The sequence below is a fragment of the Halonotius roseus genome (assembly GCF_006861655.1).
Classification (GTDB): domain Archaea; phylum Halobacteriota; class Halobacteria; order Halobacteriales; family Haloferacaceae; genus Halonotius; species Halonotius roseus.
The window spans coordinates 408,775-431,303 of sequence record NZ_SESI01000002.1; the positions used below are offsets into that span (position 1 = coordinate 408,775).

At 60.2% G+C, this 22,529-nt stretch carries 23 protein-coding genes; 21 read left to right on the top strand and 2 right to left on the bottom strand.

From position 1 onward, the window contains the following. Positions 1-474 precede the first annotated feature (474 nt). The 6 genes from EWF95_RS08190 to EWF95_RS08215 all read left to right on the top strand — a co-directional run bounded on the left by EWF95_RS08190 (position 475) and on the right by EWF95_RS08215 (position 8,191). Positions 475-2,160: an ammonium transporter gene (locus EWF95_RS08190; protein WP_142443574.1), complete on the top strand. Its 1,686-nt coding sequence runs from the start codon at positions 475-477 to the stop codon at positions 2,158-2,160. Positions 2,161-2,378: 218 nt separating this feature from the next. Beyond that, entirely contained in the window at positions 2,379-3,716 is a 1,338-nt protein-coding gene (gene hemL, locus EWF95_RS08195; protein WP_142443575.1) for a glutamate-1-semialdehyde 2,1-aminomutase, read from the top strand. Between the two features lie 51 nt (positions 3,717-3,767). Next, entirely contained in the window at positions 3,768-4,955 is a 1,188-nt protein-coding gene (gene hemC, locus EWF95_RS08200) for a hydroxymethylbilane synthase (RefSeq protein WP_142443576.1), read from the top strand. Next, positions 4,948-5,739: a uroporphyrinogen-III C-methyltransferase gene (gene cobA, locus EWF95_RS08205; protein ID WP_142443577.1), complete on the top strand. Its 792-nt coding sequence runs from the start codon at positions 4,948-4,950 to the stop codon at positions 5,737-5,739. Before hemC ends, cobA begins: the two co-directional genes overlap by 8 nt. Further along, positions 5,736-6,482 (top strand): uroporphyrinogen-III synthase, encoded by a 747-nt coding sequence (locus EWF95_RS08210; RefSeq protein ID WP_142443578.1) that lies wholly within the window; start codon positions 5,736-5,738, stop codon positions 6,480-6,482. The genes cobA and EWF95_RS08210 overlap by 4 nt, the downstream gene beginning before the upstream one ends. Positions 6,483-6,718: 236 nt before the next feature. Continuing rightward, entirely contained in the window at positions 6,719-8,191 is a 1,473-nt protein-coding gene (locus EWF95_RS08215) for a single-stranded-DNA-specific exonuclease RecJ (RefSeq protein ID WP_142443579.1), read from the top strand. 4 nt (positions 8,192-8,195) lie between these two features. Here the strand turns inward: EWF95_RS08215 and EWF95_RS08220 are convergent, their stop codons facing one another. Further along, entirely contained in the window at positions 8,196-8,792 is a 597-nt protein-coding gene (locus EWF95_RS08220; RefSeq protein ID WP_142443580.1) for a HalX domain-containing protein, read from the bottom strand. 221 nt (positions 8,793-9,013) lie between these two features. Between EWF95_RS08220 and EWF95_RS08225 the strand changes: the two genes are divergently transcribed. After that, positions 9,014-9,757 (top strand): RAD55 family ATPase, encoded by a 744-nt coding sequence (locus EWF95_RS08225; RefSeq protein ID WP_142443581.1) that lies wholly within the window; start codon positions 9,014-9,016, stop codon positions 9,755-9,757. Between the two features lie 6 nt (positions 9,758-9,763). Here EWF95_RS08225 and EWF95_RS08230 read toward each other — a convergent pair whose 3' ends face one another. Further along, on the bottom strand, positions 9,764-10,096 hold the full coding sequence (locus tag EWF95_RS08230) for an ArsR/SmtB family transcription factor (protein WP_142443582.1): 333 nt from the start codon (positions 10,094-10,096) through the stop codon (positions 9,764-9,766). 302 nt (positions 10,097-10,398) lie between these two features. Between EWF95_RS08230 and EWF95_RS08235 the strand changes: the two genes are divergently transcribed. The 14 genes from EWF95_RS08235 (at position 10,399) to EWF95_RS08300 (ending at position 22,526) form a co-directional block, all read left to right on the top strand. Further along, the gene (locus EWF95_RS08235; protein WP_142443583.1) at positions 10,399-10,977 is read left to right on the top strand and encodes an archaellin/type IV pilin N-terminal domain-containing protein; all 579 of its coding nucleotides are present in this window, start codon (positions 10,399-10,401) and stop codon (positions 10,975-10,977) included. A gap of 284 nt (positions 10,978-11,261) precedes the next feature. Beyond that, entirely contained in the window at positions 11,262-11,837 is a 576-nt protein-coding gene (locus EWF95_RS08240; RefSeq protein WP_142443584.1) for an archaellin/type IV pilin N-terminal domain-containing protein, read from the top strand. A gap of 206 nt (positions 11,838-12,043) precedes the next feature. After that, on the top strand, positions 12,044-12,631 hold the full coding sequence (locus tag EWF95_RS08245) for an archaellin/type IV pilin N-terminal domain-containing protein (RefSeq protein ID WP_142443585.1): 588 nt from the start codon (positions 12,044-12,046) through the stop codon (positions 12,629-12,631). 334 nt (positions 12,632-12,965) lie between these two features. Next, positions 12,966-13,544 carry an archaellin/type IV pilin N-terminal domain-containing protein gene (locus EWF95_RS08250; RefSeq protein WP_142443586.1) on the top strand — a complete coding sequence of 193 codons (579 nt, stop codon included), beginning with the start codon at positions 12,966-12,968 and terminating at the stop codon, positions 13,542-13,544. Positions 13,545-13,675: 131 nt separating this feature from the next. Next, positions 13,676-14,149 carry a hypothetical protein gene (locus EWF95_RS08255; protein WP_142443587.1) on the top strand — a complete coding sequence of 158 codons (474 nt, stop codon included), beginning with the start codon at positions 13,676-13,678 and terminating at the stop codon, positions 14,147-14,149. A 101-nt stretch (positions 14,150-14,250) separates the two neighbouring features. Beyond that, a complete protein-coding gene (locus EWF95_RS08260) occupies positions 14,251-15,000 on the top strand; it encodes a DUF7500 family protein (protein WP_142443588.1) in 750 nt (249 codons plus the stop codon). Between the two features lie 75 nt (positions 15,001-15,075). Then, positions 15,076-15,438, top strand: a complete 363-nt coding sequence (cheY, locus tag EWF95_RS08265) for a chemotaxis protein CheY (protein WP_142443589.1) — start codon at positions 15,076-15,078, stop codon at positions 15,436-15,438. 1 nt (position 15,439) lies between these two features. Then, entirely contained in the window at positions 15,440-16,624 is a 1,185-nt protein-coding gene (locus tag EWF95_RS08270; RefSeq protein WP_142443590.1) for a chemotaxis protein CheC, read from the top strand. Positions 16,625-16,640: 16 nt separating this feature from the next. Continuing rightward, the gene (locus EWF95_RS08275; protein ID WP_142443591.1) at positions 16,641-17,147 is read left to right on the top strand and encodes a chemotaxis protein CheD; all 507 of its coding nucleotides are present in this window, start codon (positions 16,641-16,643) and stop codon (positions 17,145-17,147) included. Between the two features lie 103 nt (positions 17,148-17,250). Beyond that, entirely contained in the window at positions 17,251-19,206 is a 1,956-nt protein-coding gene (locus EWF95_RS08280) for a FlaD/FlaE family flagellar protein (RefSeq protein WP_142443592.1), read from the top strand. Then, positions 19,196-19,627, top strand: coding sequence for a flagellin (locus EWF95_RS08285; RefSeq protein WP_142443593.1), 432 nt, complete (start codon positions 19,196-19,198; stop codon positions 19,625-19,627). The genes EWF95_RS08280 and EWF95_RS08285 overlap by 11 nt, the downstream gene beginning before the upstream one ends. Positions 19,628-19,629: 2 nt before the next feature. After that, a complete protein-coding gene (locus EWF95_RS08290; RefSeq protein ID WP_142443594.1) occupies positions 19,630-20,085 on the top strand; it encodes a flagellar protein G in 456 nt (151 codons plus the stop codon). Between the two features lie 3 nt (positions 20,086-20,088). Then, the gene (locus EWF95_RS08295; RefSeq protein ID WP_142443595.1) at positions 20,089-20,847 is read left to right on the top strand and encodes an ATPase domain-containing protein; all 759 of its coding nucleotides are present in this window, start codon (positions 20,089-20,091) and stop codon (positions 20,845-20,847) included. A gap of 2 nt (positions 20,848-20,849) precedes the next feature. Beyond that, positions 20,850-22,526: a type II/IV secretion system ATPase subunit gene (locus tag EWF95_RS08300; RefSeq protein WP_142443596.1), complete on the top strand. Its 1,677-nt coding sequence runs from the start codon at positions 20,850-20,852 to the stop codon at positions 22,524-22,526. Positions 22,527-22,529: the final 3 nt, after the last annotated feature.

Here is a 22,529-nt window from a genome sequence, read left to right on the forward strand (position 1 = left end):
TCAGCGAAGCGTTGTGGTGATCGATCAGCGAAGCGTTGTGGTGATCGATCAGCGAAGCGTTGTGGTGATCGATCAGCGAAGCGTTGTGGTGATCGATCAGCGAAGCGTTGTGGTGATCGATCAGCGAAGCGTTGTGGTGATCGATCAGCGAGACGTGCCGCCGCCCCGTGTCTGCCGGCGGCGGTGCCGTGATCTCCAGACGAAACGGTCGCCATGGTCGGTCGACATCTGTTTCGTTTTTCGGCGACAGACAGCTCCCGCATCGAGCATCCGCAACCTTATATGCATATTATTTGGTTTCATATTTGACGCTCGTATATAATTTGGGTACTATTTCTTGAATTGTAAACGGTTACCATTATATATATCCGCTCCATGAGTCACGACCGTGATTCAGAGCACAAACACACGGCGTGATCACAAAATGAAACCGAATTGTAAACCAAGCACACGCAGTTCAACGGAGCAACAACAATGACAGAGCTAGCCACAGCGGTCGAAGCGATCAACAACACGTGGATCCTGACGGTATCGTTCCTGATCTTCTTCATGCACGCGGGCTTCGCCATGCTCGAAGCAGGGCAGGTTCGCTCGAAGAACGTCGCCAACCAGCTTACGAAGAACATGCTGACGTGGGCGGTCGGCGTCACGGTGTTCTTCCTGATCGGCACCGGCTTTACCAGCCTCGTGACCGGTGGCGGCTTTGCGCCCGCCGCCGGCTCCGGCGGCTACGTCAGCTGGTTCTACGGTGCTGTCTTCGCCATGACCGCCGCAACAATCGTTTCAGGTGCCGTTGCCGGACGCGCAAAGCTCCGCGCCTACGTCACCTACACGTTCCTGCTGGCCGCGGTGATCTACCCCATGGTCATTGCGATGACGTGGTCATCCCCCGGCGCGGGACTTGTCGAACAGCTCACCGGCTACGCCTTCGCTGACTTCGCCGGCGGCATGATCGTCCACGGCATGGGCGGTATCGCCGGCCTCACGGCCGCCGCGATCCTCGGCCCGCGGATGGATCGCTACGGCGATGACGGCTCGCTGAACGTTATCCCCGGTCACTCGATGACCTTCGCCGTTCTCGGCACGCTGATGCTGTGTTTCGGCTGGTACGGCTTCAACGTCGGCACCGCCGGAGCGTTCGATCTCGGTGACGGCGCGAACACGCTGAGCCTCATCGTCATGACGACGACGATCGCCATGGCGACAGGCGCGATCGGTGCGGCCGGCGTTGCCTACCTCAAATCCGGCAAGGTCGATACGCTGTACACCGCAAACGGGATGCTCGCCGGACTGGCTGGCATCACCGCGATCACGAACACCACCTCCTGGTGGGGTGCCATCGTCGTCGGCCTGCTGGCCGGCGCGCAGCTGCCGATCGTCTTCGAGTTCGTCTCCGAGAGGCTCAAGATCGACGATGTCTGTGCGGTCTTCCCCGTCCACGGCAGTGCTGGCGTGCTCGGGACGCTTCTGATGCCGTTCGTTGCGGTGCCGGGCGCGGTTGATTCGATCAGCGGTCAGTTCATCGCCCAGCTTACCGGTGTCGTCATCATCGGCGGCTGGACGCTCACCGCGACCGCGATCATCTGGTACGTGTTCAAAGCGATGGGTGAGGCACGCGTCACCCCCGATCACGAGCAGGATGGCCTCGATCTCGCCGAGCACGGCGTCGAGACCTACCCCGAGTTCGGTGGCGACCGCGTTGCCACCGACGGCTTCGGCCCAACTGACGACGAGGAGATCCGCACCGACGGCGGCGAGGATGTCGAACTCCGAACCGACGGCGGCCGTGAGATCCGCACCGACGGCGGCGAGGAAGCCGATCTGAAGATGGTGTTCTCGGTCGTCCGCCCGGAGAAGCTCGGTGACGTGAAGAAGGCGCTCGCCGAGGTCGGCGCGCCCTCGCTGACGGTCACCAACGTCTCCGGTCGTGGCAGCCAACCCGCGAAAAAGGGTAGCTGGCGCGGCGAGGAGTACACGGTCGATCTCCACCAGAAGGTCAAAATCGAGTGTGTCGTCGCCGATGTCAACGCCGAGGAGGTTGCCACCGCGATCAAGGAGGCTGCCAACACCGGCGAGCCCGGCGACGGCAAGATCTTCATCCTCGATGTCGAGGACGCGATCCAGATCCGCACCGGTAAGGAGGGTACCGAAGCGGTCTGATCGACAACTGCGGACACACCGCTGACTGATTTCACCACACCAAGCCCAACGAATCCGACGATACTCCCGTCAATTCACCTGACAGGCTTCTGGCCTGTCGTTCCTTTTCACGACTCGATCACCTCACAAGCGGCAGCACTCGAATAGCCGCTGTCACACGGTCGGCCGCAACGATGCCCTGTCGATAGCCACAAGTTCGGGGGGCGAAAAAAGCCGGTATGAACCACGAGCGGTCACGCGAGCTGTACGGCCGGGCCCTCTCGGTGTTGGCCGGCGGTGTCAACTCCTCGGTGCGGGCGACCAAGCCGTATCCCTTCTTTATCGAACGTGGCGACGGTGCCCACGTCGTCGACGCCGACGGCAACAAGTATCTCGACTATGTGATGGGGTATGGCCCGCTGCTGTACGGCCATGATCTCCCAGAGCCGGTCGCCGCAGCGATCCAATCCCACGCCGCCGACGGGCCGATGTACGGCGCGCCAACGGAAATCGAAGTCGAACTCGCGGAGTTCGTTGCCCGCCACGTCCCGAGCGTCGAGATGCTGCGATTCGTCAACTCCGGCACCGAGGCAACCGTCTCGGCGGTCAGACTCGCCCGCGGCCACACCGGCCGCGACAAGATCGTCGTCATGCAGGGTGGCTACCACGGCGCCCAGGAGTCAACGCTCGTCGAGGGCGACGCCAACAACCCACGACCCTCGACGGCGGGTATCCCTGAGGAGTTCGCCAAGCATACCCTGCCGGTGCCGTTCAATGACCCGGAAGCCGCCGAAGCGGTCTTCGAAGAGCACGGCGACGACATCGCGGCCGTCCTGACCGAGCCGATCCTTGGCAACATGGGGATCGTCATGCCCGTCGATGGCTTCCACGACACCCTCCGAGAGCTCTGCGACGACCACGGATCGTTGCTCATCTTCGATGAGGTCATCACCGGCTTTCGGGTCGGCGGCCTCCAGTGTGCCCAAGGCAAGTTCGGGATCACACCGGATCTGACGACGTTCGGGAAGATCGTCGGCGGCGGGTTCCCGGTTGGGGCGATCGGTGGCCGCGCCGAGCTCATCGAGCAGTTCGCGCCCTCCGGCGAGGTGTTCCAGTCGGGAACGTTCTCCGGGCATCCGGTGACGATGGCCGCCGGGCTGGCGAACCTGGAGTACGCCGCCGAAAACGATGTCTACGACCATGTCAACAGCCTCGGCGAGCAGCTTCGGAGCGGCCTCCGGGATATCTTGGCCGAGCAGGCCCCGGAGTACACCGTCGTCGGTACCGACAGCATGTTCAAGGTGATCTTTACCCGTGATGGCGCGACAGCTCGGGGAGGGGAGTGTGGCGCGGGCTGTCAACAGGATCCGGACTGTCCGCACTACGATCACTGCCCGAAGACCGGCGCGGACGTTGCCGACGCCGACACCGAGCGGTGGGAGCGGCTGTTCTGGCAGGCGATGAAAGACCAGGGCGTCTTCCTGACGGCCAACCAGTATGAATCGCAGTTCGTCTCCTATGCCCACACCGAGGCCGACATCGAGGAAACCCTTGCCGCCTACGCCGAGGCCCTGTAGGTCGCTGCCGGAACTGATGGGCTTTTAGACGGTGAGCCCAGAGAGGGCTGTATGTCATCAGCCACGACCGTCAGACTCGCAACGCGGGGCTCGGAGCTCGCCCGCCGGCAGGCGACGACGGTCAAATCCACGCTCGACTCCCGACGTCGGGAGGTGACGCTCACCGAGGTCGACACCCGAGGCGACCAGATCCGCGATGAGCTGATCCACCGCCTCGGGAAGACCGGCGCGTTCGTCCGCGCGCTCGATGAGAAGGTGCTTACGGGTGACCTCGACGCGGCAGTGCACTCTCTGAAAGATATGCCGACCGAGATGCCAGACGAGCTTGTCGTCGCCGCCGTCCCCGAACGCGCTCCATCCGGCGATGTGCTCGTCACACCCGACGGCCGCGATCTCGATAGCCTACCCGAGGGTGCGATCGTCGGCACAAGCTCGCTCCGGCGGAAGGCCCAACTGCTGGCCGCCCGCCCGGATCTGGAGATCGTCGCCCTCCGGGGCAACGTTGACACCCGCCTCGAAAAGCTGCTCGCGCCGTCGCTGCAACGGGAACACCAGGCGCGACTCGAAGCGGTCGGCAAACTCGACGAGATCGTCGGCGACGCGGCCGCTGTCGACAACGGTGACAACGCTGTCGACGACGCTGACGACGACACCGACGCCGACGCTGACGACGCGGACTACGACCGCTCACCCGAGGAGTGGTTCAACGATCTCACCGACCTCGAACGCGACGCGATGGGTCGGAAGGTCGACACCGAGATGGATGCGATCGTCCTCGCGGAGGCCGGCCTCCAGCGCAGCGACCTGCTTGAGACCGTCCCGACCCACCGGCTGCCCAGAGAGCGGTTCGTCCCCGCACCCGGCCAGGGCGCGATCGCGGTCACCGCCGTCGACAGCGACGTGATCGATCAGCTCAGAGAGGTCGTCGACCACCCTCGCAGCCGGATCGAAACAACCGCCGAGCGAACGGTGTTGGCCGAGCTCGGCGGCGGCTGTATCGCGCCGATCGGCGTCAACGCGATCCTGCAAGGCGAGTATGTCCACACGCGCGTACAGGTGCTCGGCCCCGACGGCGAGGAGACGGTCGAGGCAACGCGGGATCTCCCGGTCACCGACCACGCCGAGGCGGCCGCCGATTTCGCCGCCGAGCTGCGCGAGCGAGGGGCTGCCGAGCTGATCGACGCCGCCGCGGCCAACGCGGCCACAACCGACCCCGGAACACAGGAGGACGATGACTGACGCGCCAGCGACGGTCTACCTCGTCGGGAGCGGCCCCGGCGATCCGGAGCTCCTGACCGTGAAGGCAAACCGCCTGCTGTCGGATGCCGATGTCGTCCTCCACGACAAGCTTCCCGGCCCGGAGATCCTCGAAGCGATCCCCGAACACAAACGCGAAGACGTGGGCAAACGCGCCGACGGCGAGTGGACGCCACAGGAGTACACCAACCGCCGGCTTGTCGAGCTCGCCGAAGAGGGCAAAACTGTCGTCCGGCTGAAGGGTGGCGACCCGTTCGTCTTCGGCCGCGGCGGCGAGGAGATGGAACATCTCGCGGCCAACGAGATCCCCTTCGAGGTCGTCCCCGGGATCACCTCAGCGACCGCCGCCCCCGGTGTTGCCGGGGTGCCGCTGACCCACCGCGATCATGTCTCCAGTGTCTCCTTTGTCACCGGTCATGAGGATCCAAGCAAGGATGAATCGGCCGTCGACTGGGAGGCACTGGCCGACACCGGCGGGACGCTCGTCGTGTTGATGGGCGTTGGAAAGCTCCCGTTGTACACCCAGGCACTGCGGGATGCCGGGATGGCTCCCGAGACGCCGGTCGCTCTTGTCGAGCGGGCGACGTGGCCGGAGATGACCGTCGCCACCGGCACCCTTGATTCCATCGTCGAGGTACGCGACGAGGTCGGGATCGAACCGCCGGCGATCACCGTGATCGGCGACGTGGCTGCGACCCGGGAGGAGGTTGTCGACTTTCTGTTGAATCGGAGCGACGACACCCAGTCGGGGGCGGCCGACCGATGAGCCAGGAGGTTCGCGTGGCCGTCTTTCGGCCTGACGATGACCGATTGACCACGGCCGTCGAACTCCTTGACTCGCTGGGAGCGACCCCGATAGCCGACCCGATGCTAGAGATTGAACCGACCGGTGCGGCCCCGCGGTCGGACGCCGACTACGTCGTCTTCACAAGCAAAACCGGGATCGAACTTGCCGCCGAGGCGGGCTGGCAGCCCGGCGATGTGACGCTTGTCAGCATCGGTTCCGGGACGACCGCCGCCGCCACCGACGCCGGCTGGACGGTCGACCGCGAGCCCGAGACATACAGTTCCGCTGGCCTCGTCGAGTTGCTGACCGAGGAGGTCGCCGACAGCCACGTCAACGTCGCCCGTAGTGATCACGGCAGTCAGGTGCTACTGGATGGGCTGAAAGAGGCCGGCGCGAACGTGACCGAAACGGTTCTCTACCGTCTGGTTCGGCCGGCCGGCGCCGGCGAGAGCACCGAGTTAGCGGCCAACGGCGAGCTTGAGGCGGTCGCGTTCACCTCCTCGCTGACGGTTGAACACTTCCTCGATGCTGCCGCCGACCGCGGACTGAAGGCTGCCGCCGTCGACGGACTCGATGGGGCTGTTGTCGGCGCGATCGGCGAGCCGACCCGAGAAACCGCGGTCGACCACGGGATCGATGTCGACATCGTCCCCGAGGAGGCGACCTTCGAGGCGTTGGCAACCCGGGTTGTTGAGGCGGCCGCCCCGAGTTACACGGAATGAGGAGTAGCTCTCGGGTTAACCGCATTCCTGGCGGACTGAAAGGGCGAGACGCGATCGACGAACCCCGGCGACGTAAGCACTACAGGAGCGAGCGCAGCGAGCGACGAAGCGCGCAACGAGCCGCGGGAGTCGATCGCGTCGAGGGCTTTCTACAACTGCTTCTCTTCTGAAGCTGCTGAATATCACATCGAGTTAGAGCCGGAGGCTTATATCCGATACCGCACAAGCCACAGTCGATGGCTTCGAGCCCCGTTCCCGAACTCGCCGAGCCGGCGGCCGCCTGCGCCGAACGGCTGCTGGCGGCCGATAGCGTGTTGCTGGCCTCGCATATCGACGCCGACGGGCTGACGAGTGCCGCCATCGCGGCGACCGCACTCGAGCGTGCGGGGATTCCTTTTGAAACTGTGTTTGCCAAACAGCTCGACGAGGATGAGATCGCCGCGATCGCCGCAACCGACCACGACACCGCGTTGTTCACCGATTTCGGCAGCGGCCAGCTCGATATCATCGCCGACCACGAGGCTGCTGGCGACTTTACGCCGGTGATCGCCGATCACCACCAGCCGGCCGACGCGACGACCGAGTACCATCTCAATCCGCTGCTGTATGGGCTCGACGGCGCGACCGAACTCTCGGGGGCCGGTGCAACATATGTTCTCGCACGCGCGTTGGGAAAGACCAAGTCAGCGACGGATGGCGGCGTGACCGCCGACGCGTCAGTGACCGATGAGCCGGCCCGAGACAACCGCGATCTCGCGGCCCTCGCGGTCGTCGGCGCGGTCGGCGACCGACAGGCCGGTGTCGACGGGCTGACCGGTGCAAACGAGGGGATCGTCGAGGAGGGTGTCGCCGCCGGCGTCGTCGAGGCCGGCACCGACATCACCCTCTACGGCAAACAGACCCGGCCGCTGCCGAAGCTGCTGGAGTACGCGACCGAGGCCCGAATCCCGGGGATCTCAAACGACACCGCGGGCGCGATCGAGTTTCTCTCCGAGCTGGATCTCCAGCTCGAAACCGACGACGGCTGGCGGTGTTGGGTCGATCTCACCGATGAGGAACGACAGACGCTACTCAGCGCGCTGATCCAACGCGCGGTCGCCAGCGGCGTGCCGGCCGATCGGATCGACGATCTCGTCGGGACGAGCTACCAGCTGGCCGCTGAGGAGCCCGGCACCGTCCTGCGGGATGCCAGCGAGTTCTCAACGCTGTTGAACGCGACCGCCCGGTACGAGCGCGCGGATGTCGGGCTGGCGGTCTGTCTCGGCGACCGCGAGGAAGCCTTTGAGCAGGCCCGAACGCTGCTCCGAAACCACCGCAAAAACCTCTCACAGGGCGTCGACTGGGTCACAAACGAGGGCGTCACCACCGAGGACAACATCCAGTGGTTCGACGCCGGCGACGAGATCCGGGCGACGATCGTCGGCATCATCGCCGGCATGGCGATCGGCGAATCGGGGATCAGCCGGAATCAGCCGATCATCGGGTTCGCCGAGGACTCCGACGAGGAGATCAAGGTCTCCGCACGCGGAAACCACGCGCTCACCGCCGAGGGGCTGGATCTCTCGGTTGTGATGCGGGATGCCGCCCGCGCGGTCGACGGCGACGGCGGCGGCCATGACGTGGCAGCCGGGGCGACGATCCCGGCCGGAGAACAAGCAGCGTTCGTCGCTGTTGCTGACGAGATCGTTGGCGAGCAGCTGTCGTCGTAAGGAATTATTGGCCGCCGATATCCCGAAACATCACGCGGTAATCGTCGGCCGACAGCGTGTCGGCGAGATCAAGCAGTTCGTCGTCAAGGGCTTCGAGACGATCGAGTAGCTCGTCGTACTCGTCGCTGGCTTCGAGTTCGGAATCGGATTTCTGCGATTCGAGCAACGCGCGTTTCGAGGCCAGCGACGCCGCCTCCTGTAGCAGATCGCCGTACTCCGATCGGGTAAACAGCGTGTCGACGGCCTCCATTAGCTCATCCCGCGTGACGGGTTTGAGGATGTAGAGATCGAATCCCATATCGATGATATCGAAGTCGGGCTCAACACCGGTGACCATCGCCACACGACACTCCATCGCTTCCTCTTCGATAACGTCGAGAACGACCTCTCCAGGTTCGTCCGGGAGCCGCCGATCTAAGAGGACAGCATCGATCGAGTCCGGTAGCTCCTCGCCGTCAGGGGCGGTCTCACCGTGAAGCACATCGATCGCTTCCGCGGCGGTCGTCGTCGTGACGACGGTGTACTCCGGTTCGAGGAACTTGTTGTAGAGGTGGGTGACGGTCGGATCGTCCTCGACTACGAGGATCGTTTCGTCGCTCATCGTCGGCCCACCCACGGCTCCACCCCGGTATGATCGGCCGGTCGGACGCTATCCACCCGCATATGTGTTGTGAGGCTCATGACGCAGCATAAATCCGTGTCAGACAGTCGTCTGACGACTCTGGGCATGTATGGATGTTTCAGAGAAATAAAGGTATGCACTGCGGCCGGTGGGGCTCCGGAGCCGGTGGGCTCATTTAGGGGGCGGTCGTATGGCTCCGCATGCCAGAGACAGTACAAACCGGCGTCGACGGCCTCGACTCGATTCTCGGCGGGGGGATCGTCAACAACGCGACCGTCCTCGTCAGCGGCAATCCCGGCACCGGCAAGAGCCTCTTTGGGATCAACTACCTGTATTCGGGTGTCGTTGACCACGACGAGCGCGGGATCTACATCTCCTTTGAGGAAAACGCCGAGGACATCAGGCTTGCCGCCGAATCGATCGGCTTCGATCGGTTTGGTGAGCTTGTCGACAACGACGACATCAAGATCTACGACAAACGCGAGATGCTCCAAGACGGCAACTTCAGCGAAACGATGGATCGACTGCTGGAGGTGTTTACCGAGTCGGAGTACGACCGGCTCGTCTTGGACTCGCTGACGATGTTCCAGCTGTTTTTCGAGGACGAACGCGAGAAACGCACCTACCTGCTGAAGTTCTCGGACATCCTCAAACAACACGGCCTGACCTCGCTGTTGATCAACGAACAGGGGGCGGTGTTTCCCGACACCGAGATCGGCCTGGAAAATTTCCTCACCGACGGCAACATCTACTTCATCCAGACGCCGACCGACTCCGGGGTCAATCGATACGTCTGGGTTGCCAAGATGCGAAAACAGGATATCGACACCGACATCTTCCCGATGGAGATCAGCGACGGCGGGATCACAGTCTACGAGAAGGCAAGCGGGTTTTCGATGATGGCTGGGGAATCCGGCCCCGGCAACGATGGGCCGTCGTTTTAATCGATATTAGTTCGACATCGTCCGCCAGACATCGTCGAGTTTGTTTTTCACCGCCGAGCGTTCGGCGATATCGACGGAGACACCCCCATCGAAGTTGACCTCGACCTTGTCGACGTTCCGGCGGTAGACCTTGATCCGGCGGTGTTCATCCGACAGCGGCCGATCGTGGAGCGTCAACAGATCGGCGTCGGTGAGTTCATCGATCCGCCGGTAGCAGGTGGCGATCGGCACGTCGAGTTCGTCGCTGAGGTCTTGGGCAGATTTCGGCTCGGTCGTCGCCGACAGGATGTCCGTGTTGTACTTGTTGCCAAGCACCTCGATAAGCTCCTCCGATGCCATTCTATGATAACTACCAGCGACTGAGCAAAAAGCGTATCGGTGGTGGGAAGATAGGAGGTGTGACAATCGGAGCTATCACGGCTAATAGTTAGGATGCGGTTAATCAACGACAGCACAGGTGGGATGTTAGTAATCGATACCACCCCAGTCAAGTCGTTTATTTGGCTGTATCACCCGAGTAGTGCTGTATTACCAGCCGGCGCACAGAGCAGAATGGATCGTCGTTAGTTTTAACACCATAGCCGTCTAACGTGATGGTATCAGACTGGAGTGCGGGCGGTATCCAGTCGGGGGAACACACCATGTTCAGCACAGCAAGCAGGGGTCAAGTGGGTATCGGTACCCTCATCGTGTTCATCGCGATGGTCTTAGTCGCAGCTATCGCTGCGGGGGTTCTGATCAACACCGCTGGTCTCCTACAGGCGCAAGCACAGTCCACAGGTGAAGAAACAACGGCACAGGTTAGTGATCGGATAGCGATCGGTGAAGCGGTTGGGTATTCAACTAGCTCTAGCCCAGCAAAGATCGATACAATAAATATCACAATGCGGCTGGCAGCCGGTGCTGATCCAATCAATCTGAGCAAAGCCTCGTACACAATCGATACCGATGGGAGTGCAAGGGTGATTCAAGGGAATGAAGATTATAATAATATAGAGTTCTATCAGGTTCAGGGACTCAATAATAAACCAGAGATTCTGGCAAAGCAAGAAGATTTGATGGCTGTTGAATTTGATATTGATTCAATACAGGGTATCGACCCTATCGAAGACGGTGATGATGTAACATTCATTGTGCAGGCCCCAGCAGGGGGGAGCACATACGCCACACTGAGAGCACCGGGGCGGATCGACACAGATGAGTCCTACATCCTCTCATAGGCCCCAGTTCTCCCACTAAAGTATTTACAACTACCGTTCGGATTCTACTTTGGCTGTATCGTGCTTGTAACATCGCTACTCGATAATTAGCAGAGTCAGTTCGGTATTAGGATCCAGTAACTGGCTCGATTTGGCCAGTATTCTCCTACAAGATCACCAACCCAACTTAATTCTGTTTGGATTACATTATTCTCAGAAAAGATAATTTGAAGCTCATTTTTATGTAACTCCTCGGTTGGTGTTCAGGTAACGCCTGCCCTGTTCCGGGTCAGGCAAGTCACACTATGTTCGAGTCAACCACCCGAGGTCAGGTCGGCATCGGGACGCTCATCGTGTTCATCGCGATGGTACTGGTCGCTGCGATCGCGGCCGGTGTCCTCATCAACACGGCCGGCCTTCTCCAAGCACAAGCACAGCAAACCGGCGAAGAAACGACCGCCGAGGTCAGCAACATCGTCCAGATCAATCAGGTGATCGGTGAAGACAGCACCAGCGATGGGACGATCGATGTCCTCAACGCGAGCGTTCGGCTCGCATCCGGCTCCGATCCGGTTAACTTGAGTGAGGTCTCCTATACAGTCGAAACAAACGGCAGTGCAGCCGTGATCAACGGAAACAACCAGACAAACGACGCGATCTCGCTGTTCCAGGAACAAAGCCTTGAGGATGGGACAAGCATCCTCTCGGAGCAGCAGGATCTCATGGTCGTCCAGTTCGATCTGGAGGAATCATCCGAGCTAGATCCACTCGGGGAGTCGGATACGATCACCCTCATCGCGCAGGCCCCCGCGGGTGGGAGTACATACAAGCAGCTCAAAGCACCCCGCCGGATCAAGGACGGTAACTCATACATCCTCTGACAGGGATGCGTTGAACCGTCGGTGCTGGCTTGTTGTGGGGTGAGTGTCCTCGTGACCGATGATCGATCGGTTGAATCATCGGTTTGAACTGAGATTTTATTACTTCGGGACATAATATAGCGGCCGGATCACCGTCATTTTTATTATCATGTACCAACAAAGGTAGCCTAACGTCTGACCTTCAGTGGGTTCAGGCGGGGTCAACCATGTTCAGCACAGAACGCCGCGGCCAGGTAGGGATAGGTACGCTCATCGTGTTTATCGCGATGGTGCTCGTTGCAGCGATAGCTGCAGGCGTGCTTATCAATACCGCTGGCCTCCTACAAGCACAGGCACAGCAAACAGGCGAAGAGACGACCGCCGAGGTCAGTAATGTTATTCAGATCGGCGAGGTCGTCGGCGAAAACACCAGCACCGGAGGAAGTGGTGATCCGGTGATTGATCAACTCAATGTTAGCATTCGCCTTGCATCAGGCTCCGATCCGATCAACCTAAGCAAGGCATCGTACACGCTATCAACAAACGGGAATGCAGCTGTCGTCAACGGAAACCCAGATGGATCCGGCAACGTCGTTACTGATATCTACGAGAAACAAAGCTTGGATGGAACAGACATCCTCTCAGAGCAAGAGGATCTTGCGGTCGTTAAGTTCGACCTCACGCAGGGGAATCTGGAACCCCTAAAGGACAACGATGAGGTAACATTCGTTGCCCAAGCACCTGCAGGTGGAACTACGTACAAGCAACTGTCAGCACCACGGCGAATCAACGAGGGTGAATCATACATCCTCTAATCGCAGCTGCGAGTCACGACCCGCGCTTCCACGTGGGTCAATGTTAACACAGTAACGTCGGCATCACTGGTACCGGGTTACTGTGTATGGGTTTGGTACGTCTGCGCCTGAACACTCTCGTTCAGGGCTTTTCCGAAGGAATGCGAAAACCGCTACTGCCAAGAGTGGCGACAGATCCGATCAATTCTGGTTGTCGATTGCTGTTAGCTACAGGGACAGTCACTACCAATTGCACTATTATCAGTACAGATAATTTGGTAGTCATTTTTATAACCATCCACTGTCATCGTTTTGGTACCGTCTGGTCCAATTACGGGCTCAGGCGTACCAAACCATGTTCAACACAGACGACCGAGGTCAGGTGGGGATCGGAACACTCATCGTGTTCATCGCGATGGTTCTGGTCGCAGCGATCGCGGCCGGTGTTCTGATCAACACTGCAGGCCTCTTGCAAGCACAAGCACAGCAAACAGGTGAAGAGACGACTGCCGAAGTCAGCAATGTCGTCCAGTTTGGAGAAATCGTCGGAATCAATGAAGACACTGACGATGAGATCGAAACGCTGAACGCGACGCTGCGACTGGCATCGGGCTCCGATCCGATAAATGTCAGCGAGGCGTCGTACACGATCTCCAGTCCGCAAGGGAATGCGACAGTCGTGAGCGGAAACGAAAACACAAACGGGGCACTCGATCTCTACTCGAAACAGAGCTTGGAAGATGGTGCCCAGATCCTCGCGGATCAGGAGGATCTGATGGTTGTCCAACTCCAGCTTGACACACAGAACGGCATCGATACGCTTGAATCCTCGGAAACAGTCCAAATCATCGCGCAGGCTCCCGCCGGCGGTAACACGTACACGGAGCTGAAGACGCCACGCCGGATCTTCGACAACGAGTCGTACATCCTCTAAGCTGACCGCGATTCTTTTCCCCATTTTTTATCGAACACACTGATAGCGGCAGCACTATGCCGACCAACTACAGGAGATAGCTCTCGGTCGCCACGACAACAATTATTACCATTGTACGAATTGGGCATCGTATGGATCGACGACGACTCCTGGTAGCCGGAAGCACAGCGGTCACAGCCGGACTTGCTGGCTGCAGCGGGCTACTTGGTGGCGGTGGCTCTGAGGACGAGGAACCCGCACAACCACAGATCACCCGGATCGGGATCGAAACGAACGCTGGCGAAGGACAGGTGACTGGTCAGATCTCAAATCCGACCGATGAATCGGTCGACCGAACTCTCTATGCGCGAATCTACTCACGGCCACAGGAGGTGAGCGCGCTGCTCGAACAAAATCCCGAAGAAACCCTTTCACAAACGTACAACGGTATTCCGCCGGGCGATGCTGGCGGAGCATTTATTCTCTCGATCCCAGGCGTGTATACGATCAGTAGTCTTAGCGACAATATCGAGGCTGCACTCATCCCAGCTGGTGAGGAGCCAACCGAAAGCGATTACCGGTGGTACGGCCCCGATGCCGCCACGCTCAACGGAGAAGGCCAGTAGCACCCTTCAGGGTAGTCGGCCACGTCGCTACGGCCTGATCAGTGGAATATTCGAGGGAATCGAGGACAACACTCTTTATCATACCGACGGAAGTCATCGATATGAGTTCGGATGATCCAGCGGACGAGCCCGAAGAGAAAGGGATTCTTGCTCCCGACGAGCTCGATATCACCGATCATCCGAAGGTCGAATCGCTCTCAGAAGGTCGATACGTTGTCTCGGCGGAGGGGACACCTGACAGTCCAGACGCAGAACAACGCGAGCAGTCGAGCGGCGACAAGACACAACTGCCAGCCGGTGAAACAGACGCGGACGAAACAGCCGACGAGACCGACGAAGACGAAGTCGACGAGGACGATACCGACGACGGTGATCAGGAACCGACAGCCGACAACGATGAGAGCGATTCCGGTTCCGAGCCGCCAGCTGAGAGATCGGAAGACACCGACGACACGGAGCCAGCCGAGCCGCCGGCCGTCGAGTTAACCCAACAGACGGTTAGCCAGTTTCTCGCGGAGTCGCTGACCTCCACGGAGACCTCCTATGGGTTCGATGCCACGGTCAACATCGAGGGGGATGTCAAACGCGGGCGAATGAGCTCCGACGATGTCGCTGAAACCTTGGAGGGGCTGTTGCGGTGGTACGCAGAACAGACAACCGACGAGATGGAGCCGGAGGCCGCCCTCGGGATCATCCTTGCCGGCAGTACACTTGAGGTCGAGTATCCGGTACAGAGCGTCTACGCGATGCTCAAGCAGTATGAGCTGGGCCCCGATGACTCGATCAGCGATCTGCTGGCGGCGATCCGCGAGGAGGGATCGTTCACCGTGCCACCGTCAGACACCCGGTGATCGGCCGGGGTTCCTTTCAGACATGATAGCTATAGGGGAGCGTTTATATTACCTCGGGTGTCCTATGTTCGATATATGGCAAAGCGTGTGATGATCGCTGACGACTCGGAGTTCATGCGGAACCTGCTCCGGGAGATACTCGAAGACGACTTCGAAATCGTCGGGGAAGCCGAAAACGGCGTCGAGGCGGTTGACCTCTACGAGCAAGAGGAGCCCGATATCGCCATGATGGATATCGTCATGCCGATACGGGATGGGATCGAAGCCACAAACGAGATCACGAACACCTACGACGACGCCAAGGTGATCATGTGTACCAGCGTCGGCCAAGAGGAGAAGATGAAGCAGGCGATCAAGGCCGGCGCGTCGGGATACATCACCAAACCGTTCCAGAAACCGAACGTCCTCAACGAGATCAACGACGTCATTCCAGCCTAGCATGAAGGTCGATATCCGCGAGCTGGGGCAGTTCAACCACCTCGCGTCACAGGGCGCCGAGCGCGCCGCGGAGTCGCTGTCGCAGCTCGCGGGCGTCCAGATGGATGTCGATGTGACAGACGTGAGTCTCGTCACCGAAAACGTGCTCGCAGAGACGTTCACCGACCGATCGTTTGTCGGCGTCGAACTCGGGCTCGAAGGAGGGCTTGAAGGCGAAACCGTGCTGGCCTTCGAGCGCGAGCGCGCGATGAAACTCCAAGACCTCCTCATGGGCGTTACCGACAACGGCGACTCCGAGGAGCGGCTGGCGAAAAGCAGCGTGACCGAGCTCGGCAACATCATGATCGGCGGTTTTATCGATGGTTGGGCGAACCACCTCGATACGGCGATCAACATGACACCGCCGCGGTACACCGAAGCCAACGGGCCGCGCATCCTCCCGGATCAGGCCATCGAGGCCGCCAAAAAACACGGGGTGTTCCTCTTTGAGAGCAAGCTGACCGGGATGGATGTCGATCTTGATTTCTCCCTGTACATGCTGCCGGAGTACCGACAGTTCGTCCAACTGCTGTCGGGCAACGACCAAGGCAACCAGATCCCGGTCAACCGACTCAGCACCTTCGAGGAGTTGGCAAAGGAGGGTGCGGGCAATGCCGCCGACCAGATCGGGATGATGACCGGCCTCGACACCACCGTCGACGTGAGTCGACTGCGGTTTGTCCCGCTGGGCGGCGTGCCGAAACAGGTCGGCAACGACCAGTTTGTCGGCGTTGTCTTCGAGCTCACGGGGCTGCCCAGCGGCTATCTCGTCGTCTTGTTCGGCGAGGACTCCGCGACAACGATCGCCAATGCGATGATGCCCGGCGGGGGGGCAGAAGAGGAGATCGGTGAAATGACCGAAGGCGCGATCAAGGAGCTCGGCAACATCATGACCAGCGGCTTCATCGATGGGTGGGCAAACGTCCTCCAGACGAGCATCGAACACTCCCCGCCGAACTTCGTCCACGACATGGGTGAGTCGATCATGAGCCCTGTCGTCGGTAAGCTCGGCCAACAGCAGGATTACGCCTTCGTCATCGATTCAACGATCGAGATCGACGGCAACACGGGACAATGTGACATCTACGCACTGCCCAACGAGCGAGAACTCGCCCGTGCACTGTCGGCACTGCCGGCACGGGACTAATCGCCGGGAGGATCGCGTGACACGGGATCGGCGGCGCGCTGACAGCCCACCAACGAAACAGGTCGGCATCGCGGAGTACGCCGTGGTAACCGATAACACACGGCTGTCGACCAGTGGGGTCGGCTCCTGTCTTGGGATCGTGCTCCGGGATGGCTTCAACGACGTGTCCGGGTTGATCCACGTCATGCTTCCGACGGCCGCCGAGAGCCGCGACGGCAACCCCGCGAAGTTCGTCGACACGGGGCTCCCGCTGTTGATCGAGAAGATGGTCGAGGCGGGCGCAAGCAAACGCCGGCTGGAGGGGTGGGTTGTCGGTGGCAGCGAGATGCTGTCGTTTTCCTCGGACGGCGACAGCATCGGCAGCCGCAACATCGCCGCCGCAAAACAGGCCTTCGAGCATTACGGGATCGATGTGGCAGGAACCGATGTCGGCGGCGGCCACGGGCGATCGATCCGCTTCGATCCGGCAGACGAGTCGGTGGTGATCCAGACGGCCGACGACAACACGACACAGACGATCTAAGGGCGGATAGAAATATCAGTTGTGATATGTGTCTGACGGGAACTATCAATGCTGAGAGTTAAATGGGTGGTTTCAAGTATATCGGTGGTGATAAACCGTTACAATGGGTCTCGGCATAGCACTCCTCGTCGCAGCACCCACGTTTGAGATCGGCTCTCAGTTGGGGGGAGCGTTCTCCGTGTGGGCTGTGACGACCGCAACCATCGGCTTGGTCGGGGCGAGCATCATCGACCGCATCCTCGAAGGCGAGGAAGAAGCCGGTGGGGGCGGCGGCGACGGGGGTATGGACGGCGACCTTGGTGGGGGAATGGACGATGACCTTGGCGGCGGGATGGACGATGATCTCGGCGGGATGGATGACGATCTCGGCGGGATGGACGACGACTTCGGCGGTGGGATGGACGATGACTTCGGTGGTGGGATGGATGACGACTTCGGCGGTGGCGGTGGCGATTTCGGTGGCGGTGGCGGCGGCAACACCGACGAGATCGCCCACCAAGTCGAGGAGTTAGAAACTGAGGTATCCGATCTCTCCTCGACAGTTGGCACCATCCGCGAGGAGAACACCGAGATCAGCGAACGCGTCGAGGAGGTCGAAGAGGATGTCCGCAATCTCCTTGACATCTACGAGATGGTTACTCGTGGCATCAACCCCTTCGTCGACGACGGTGGTGGCGGTGGTGGCGGTGCCGGCGGGTTTGGCGGTGGCGACGGCGACGGCGGTGGGCTCGGCCTCTTCGACGATGACGACGAGAGTCAGGCAGAGGATGTCGATGACTCGGTGATGGACGCCGAGGCCGACGGCTTCTTTGACGACGAACTGACCGAAGAGGAGATCGAGGCCGACGACGAGGATGCCGACGCCGGCGATATGGAGGAGAGCTTAGACGAGATGGGCGAAGGCGATTTCGCCGACGATCTCGACGAGGAGGACGATGGGTTTGCCGACGACCTCGATGGCGAGGATGACTTCGCCGATGACCTCGATGGCGATGAGGGGTTCGAAGATGACCTTGACGACGGTTCAGAGGGGTTCGAGGACGACCTTGACGGCGAAGATGACTTTGGTGATGACCTCGAAGGAGATGCAAGTGATCAAGATATGTCCGGCGAAAAATCATTCAGCGAACTGAAAAACGAGTACGACTCCGGTGATGCAGAATGGGCCGACGAAGACGACATCGATGAAGAGGGAGAAGGCGACATCGATGAGGAGATGGAGGCGGACGCCGACTCCGAGGCGTTCGATGAGAGCTTCGAGGACGACGAAGCCGACGACTTCGAGGAAGGCTTTGATGACGAAGACGACGCCTTCGATGAGGGTGAAGATGCCTTCGATGAGGGCGACGACGCATTCGACGAGGGCGAAGATGCCTTCGACGAAGGCGAGGATGCCTTCGATGAAGACGGCGACACCTTCGGCGATGAGTTCGGCGGCGATCCGGAGCCAGCCGACGCCGCGGATGAACCAGAGGCCGATCCCGCCGAGTCGACCCAACAACAAGCAGCCGGACAACAACAGATGGACGACCAACAGACCCAACAACAAGAGCAACAACAGGCAGCCGGACAGCAGTCACAAACAGCTGGTGGAGAGGCCCGCGGTGACCACGAGGAGGCCGGTGGCTCACGGCCGTTGTCACCGATCCAGGAGCGCGGTGCGGGTGACTTCGAGTACGTCACCTCCGATCACCTCTCGACGGCCCGCGAGAAGCCCTACCTCACGACGCTGCCGAGCGATTACCTCGGCGATCTCGTGATTATGGAGTGGCTGGAGTTCCTCGTCGACGAGTCGACGGTGACCGATGCCGCACGCGCGGTCAACTACTACGAGCGAATCGAGTGGGTCGACCCCGCGGTCGCCGACCATCTCCGGTCGTTCCTCTCCGGGTTCGGCAACGTCGATCGCAACAAAATCGACCGGCCCGGTACGGAGTACCTAACGCGCGAACACCACATCCACAGTCTGAAATACATCATGCAGCTCAACGGCACCACCGCGACATCGGTCATTATCGACCGCTGGGACAGCTTCACCCCAGACAACAATGGGTTTTAGCGTCAGTGCCGCGACCGCAGTCATCTTCGCCGGGTTGTTTTTAGCCCTCGGCATCTTCTACCCAGCAATGGTGAACAGCTACGAGCGCGTGCAGGCGGCTGATGCCGACCAAGCTGATCGCGCACTCGACCAAGCCAACAGCGACATTCAGATCAGCACCGTCAGCACCACAGGAGGTAATAGTGCGGTCGATGTCGTCAATCAAGGGTCAACAGCACTCTCGATCAACGAAACCGACCTAGTCATCAATGGGGCATATCAGGAACGAAGTACGGTTGGGACAGATATCGATGGAGATAGCACGACCGGACTCTGGCTTCCAGGCGAGACGCTGACGCTTGATCCGAGTGTGAGCCTCACTAACGGGGATGACATTCGTGTCGTTACCGAACACGGCGTGAGTGCATCAACGGTGGCCTAACGATGGCTAGTGTCTCTGTTTCCCACCTGATCATCTTCATCGCCAGCCTTGTCGTCGCCGCCGGGGTGGCCGGCACGCTGACAACCGGGGTCGAACGCGTCAGCAACGCCGTCGAGGACGGCAGTCTCGATGTCAGCCAACAGGTACGAACCGATATCGATATCGTGAGCGACCCTGGAAATCCCACAATCGATGGCGACGGAAACCTCACGGTTCACGTCCGCAACACCGGCTCACAGGGGATCTTCATACAACCCGACTCGATCGATATGGTGCTCAACGGCGATTTCGTCCCGAACAGCGGGTTCACCGTCACCGACGCCAACGGCGACCGGACGACAGCCCGCACCGGCGATGTGATGGCGATCGAAATCGACAATAGTTATGTCAATACTGGAGATAATAGATTATACATAACAATCAATAGCGATGAGGAAGTATATGAGTTCAGGAACTAACCAATGAGCACCACACGCCGCGATATCCTGTCGATCGGGCTCGAAGGCCACGACCAGCTGAACGCCGAGCTCGGTGGCGGACTTCCGCCTGGCAGTATCGTGCTCATGGAAGGCGACTACGGTGCGGGCAAAAGCGCGCTGAGCCAGCGGTTTACCTACGGCTTTACACAGGAGAACACGTCAGTAACCTACCTGTCGACGGAGCTGACCGTCAGCGGGTTTATTAACCAGATGCACTCGCTGTCCTACGATATCACCTCCGAACTGCTCGAAGAGAAACTGCTGTTTTTGAGCGCGGATTTCGATAGCGGTGGCGCGCTCCGCGGCGACGGCGAACAGGAGCGCAAGGAGCTGCTCAAACGCCTGATGGACGCCGAGGCGATGTGGGAGCCAGAGGTGATCATCATCGACACCTTCGATGCGATCCTCCGTAACGATCCCAAGTTCGAATCCCTCGTGCGCAACGACGAGGGGCGGCAGGCGGCCCTTGAGATCATCTCGTATTTCCGAGATATGATCTCGATGGGGAAGGTTATCATCATCACCGTCGACCCCTCAACGGTCGACGACGACACGATTGACCCCTTCCGGTCGATCGCTGATGTGTTCATCGAGCTAGAGATGGCCGAGGTCGGCAGCGAGACCCGGCGATCGATCTCGGTAAAGCGGTTCGCCGGGATGGGCGAACAGGTCGGTGACAGCATCGGGTTCTCGGTGCGCTCCGGCACCGGGATCGTCATCGAAAGCCGGAGTGTGGCCTAACGATGACCGATCAGGGGACGCCAACACCATCCGACGAGCTCAGACAGGTTGCCAACCGGCGGCCCCACCTGCGGGAACACCTCCAGAAGTTCAAGCAGATCGCCGGGGAGTTCCCGATGTTGGTGGAGGATCCCGATGATTACGAGACCGACCGCCCGAACGTCATCTATCCGGTCGGCGGCGCGGTGTACTGCCACGTTTACGGCGACCTTGGACAGAAAACAAAATACTACACCATCGAGCCGACGCTGTCGGAGGATGAGACGGTCACCCTCCAGAAGGTCAAACGAAGGCTGCTGTCGATGAGCGGTCACAAGGAGTCACCGGACGACGACGCCGGCTACGACGACCTCATCGAGGAGCTGCTCGAAGAGACGACCTACGTCACCGACGGCGATATGTCGTTTTACGAGCGGGTCAAACAGCTCTGGAACTTCGGGAAGGTCAAAGTCGACCAAAACACCTACGACAGCATCCGCTACCGGCTCAACCGCGATATCGTCGGCTTCGGGCCGTTGGAGCCGATCATGCGCGACGATCAAAACGAGGATATCCACGTCATCGGAGCCCATGAGACCCACGTCGACCACGCGACGTTTGGGATGTTGCCGACGACGGTCGATTTCGGCACCTCCCAGGAGTTCGACAACTGGCTGAAAAACATGGGTGAGCGGATGGGCGATCCGATCTCGGATTCGAATCCGATCGTCGACTCGACGATGCCGGATGGCTCCCGTATCAACATCATCTACTCCGAGGATGTGTCGCTGAAGGGCCCATCGCTGACGATCCGACAACAAGACGAGATCCCGCTGTCGATCAACCAGATCACCAACTGGGGAACGCTGTCGCCGCTGATGGCGGCATACCTCTGGATCTGTCTGGAAAACGAACAGACCGTCTTCGTTGTCGGCGAGACAGCCTCCGGAAAAACGACGACGCTCAACGCCTCCTTCTCGTTTATCCCGCGGGATTCAAAGATCTACACCGCCGAGGACACCGCCGAGGTCATCCCACCCCACGACACGTGGCAGCAGCTGCTCACCCGGGAGGGGATGGGCAACGAGGAAAACGAGGTCGACATGTTCGATCTCGTCGCCTCCGCGCTGCGTTCCCGGCCTGACTACATTATCGTCGGCGAGGTTCGTGGGGCCGAGGGGCGCATGGCGTTCCAGGCCGCCCAGACCGGCCACCCGGTCATGCTGACGTTCCACGCCTCCGACATCGTCACGATGATCCAGCGGTTTACCTCCGAGCCGATCAACGTCCCCGAGACGTTCATGGGGATCGCCGACGTGGCCCTGTTCCAAAACCGTGTCAAACAGGGCGACGACGTGTTGCGCCGGGTGACAAGCGTCCAGGAGATCGAGGGCTACTCCAAGGAGATGGGCGGGGTCGTCACCCGGCAGGTCTTCGAGTGGGATCCCGTCGAGGACGAACACACATTCAAGGGGATGAACAACTCCTATGTGCTGGAAGAACAGATCGCACCGCTGCTGGGGTACGCCGATACGCGACAGATCTACGAGACACTCGATCACCGCGCGGAGGTCGTCGAGCGGATGATCCAGGAGGGGATTCTCGGCTACCACGAGGTCAACGACGCGATCGCATCGTTCCAGCGTGACGGTTCCGAAGGGCTCCCGTTTACGATGGCATCGGCGCCGGATATCAAGTAGGTG

Excerpts from the sequence above, each read along its gene's own strand:
- EWF95_RS08190 (WP_142443574.1), top strand. The coding sequence starts at position 475 with ATGACAGAGCTAGCCACAGCGGTCGAAGCGATCAACAACACGTGGATC.
- hemL (WP_142443575.1), top strand. The coding sequence starts at position 2,379 with ATGAACCACGAGCGGTCACGCGAGCTGTACGGCCGGGCCCTCTCGGTG.
- hemC (WP_142443576.1), top strand. The coding sequence starts at position 3,768 with ATGTCATCAGCCACGACCGTCAGACTCGCAACGCGGGGCTCGGAGCTC.
- cobA (WP_142443577.1), top strand. The coding sequence starts at position 4,948 with ATGACTGACGCGCCAGCGACGGTCTACCTCGTCGGGAGCGGCCCCGGC.
- EWF95_RS08210 (WP_142443578.1), top strand. The coding sequence starts at position 5,736 with ATGAGCCAGGAGGTTCGCGTGGCCGTCTTTCGGCCTGACGATGACCGA.
- EWF95_RS08215 (WP_142443579.1), top strand. The coding sequence starts at position 6,719 with ATGGCTTCGAGCCCCGTTCCCGAACTCGCCGAGCCGGCGGCCGCCTGC.
- EWF95_RS08220 (WP_142443580.1), bottom strand. The coding sequence starts at position 8,792 with ATGAGCGACGAAACGATCCTCGTAGTCGAGGACGATCCGACCGTCACC.
- EWF95_RS08225 (WP_142443581.1), top strand. The coding sequence starts at position 9,014 with ATGCCAGAGACAGTACAAACCGGCGTCGACGGCCTCGACTCGATTCTC.
- EWF95_RS08230 (WP_142443582.1), bottom strand. The coding sequence starts at position 10,096 with ATGGCATCGGAGGAGCTTATCGAGGTGCTTGGCAACAAGTACAACACG.
- EWF95_RS08235 (WP_142443583.1), top strand. The coding sequence starts at position 10,399 with ATGTTCAGCACAGCAAGCAGGGGTCAAGTGGGTATCGGTACCCTCATC.
- EWF95_RS08240 (WP_142443584.1), top strand. The coding sequence starts at position 11,262 with ATGTTCGAGTCAACCACCCGAGGTCAGGTCGGCATCGGGACGCTCATC.
- EWF95_RS08245 (WP_142443585.1), top strand. The coding sequence starts at position 12,044 with ATGTTCAGCACAGAACGCCGCGGCCAGGTAGGGATAGGTACGCTCATC.
- EWF95_RS08250 (WP_142443586.1), top strand. The coding sequence starts at position 12,966 with ATGTTCAACACAGACGACCGAGGTCAGGTGGGGATCGGAACACTCATC.
- EWF95_RS08255 (WP_142443587.1), top strand. The coding sequence starts at position 13,676 with ATGGATCGACGACGACTCCTGGTAGCCGGAAGCACAGCGGTCACAGCC.
- EWF95_RS08260 (WP_142443588.1), top strand. The coding sequence starts at position 14,251 with ATGAGTTCGGATGATCCAGCGGACGAGCCCGAAGAGAAAGGGATTCTT.
- cheY (WP_142443589.1), top strand. The coding sequence starts at position 15,076 with ATGGCAAAGCGTGTGATGATCGCTGACGACTCGGAGTTCATGCGGAAC.
- EWF95_RS08270 (WP_142443590.1), top strand. The coding sequence starts at position 15,440 with ATGAAGGTCGATATCCGCGAGCTGGGGCAGTTCAACCACCTCGCGTCA.
- EWF95_RS08280 (WP_142443592.1), top strand. The coding sequence starts at position 17,251 with ATGGGTCTCGGCATAGCACTCCTCGTCGCAGCACCCACGTTTGAGATC.
- EWF95_RS08285 (WP_142443593.1), top strand. The coding sequence starts at position 19,196 with ATGGGTTTTAGCGTCAGTGCCGCGACCGCAGTCATCTTCGCCGGGTTG.
- EWF95_RS08290 (WP_142443594.1), top strand. The coding sequence starts at position 19,630 with ATGGCTAGTGTCTCTGTTTCCCACCTGATCATCTTCATCGCCAGCCTT.
- EWF95_RS08295 (WP_142443595.1), top strand. The coding sequence starts at position 20,089 with ATGAGCACCACACGCCGCGATATCCTGTCGATCGGGCTCGAAGGCCAC.
- EWF95_RS08300 (WP_142443596.1), top strand. The coding sequence starts at position 20,850 with ATGACCGATCAGGGGACGCCAACACCATCCGACGAGCTCAGACAGGTT.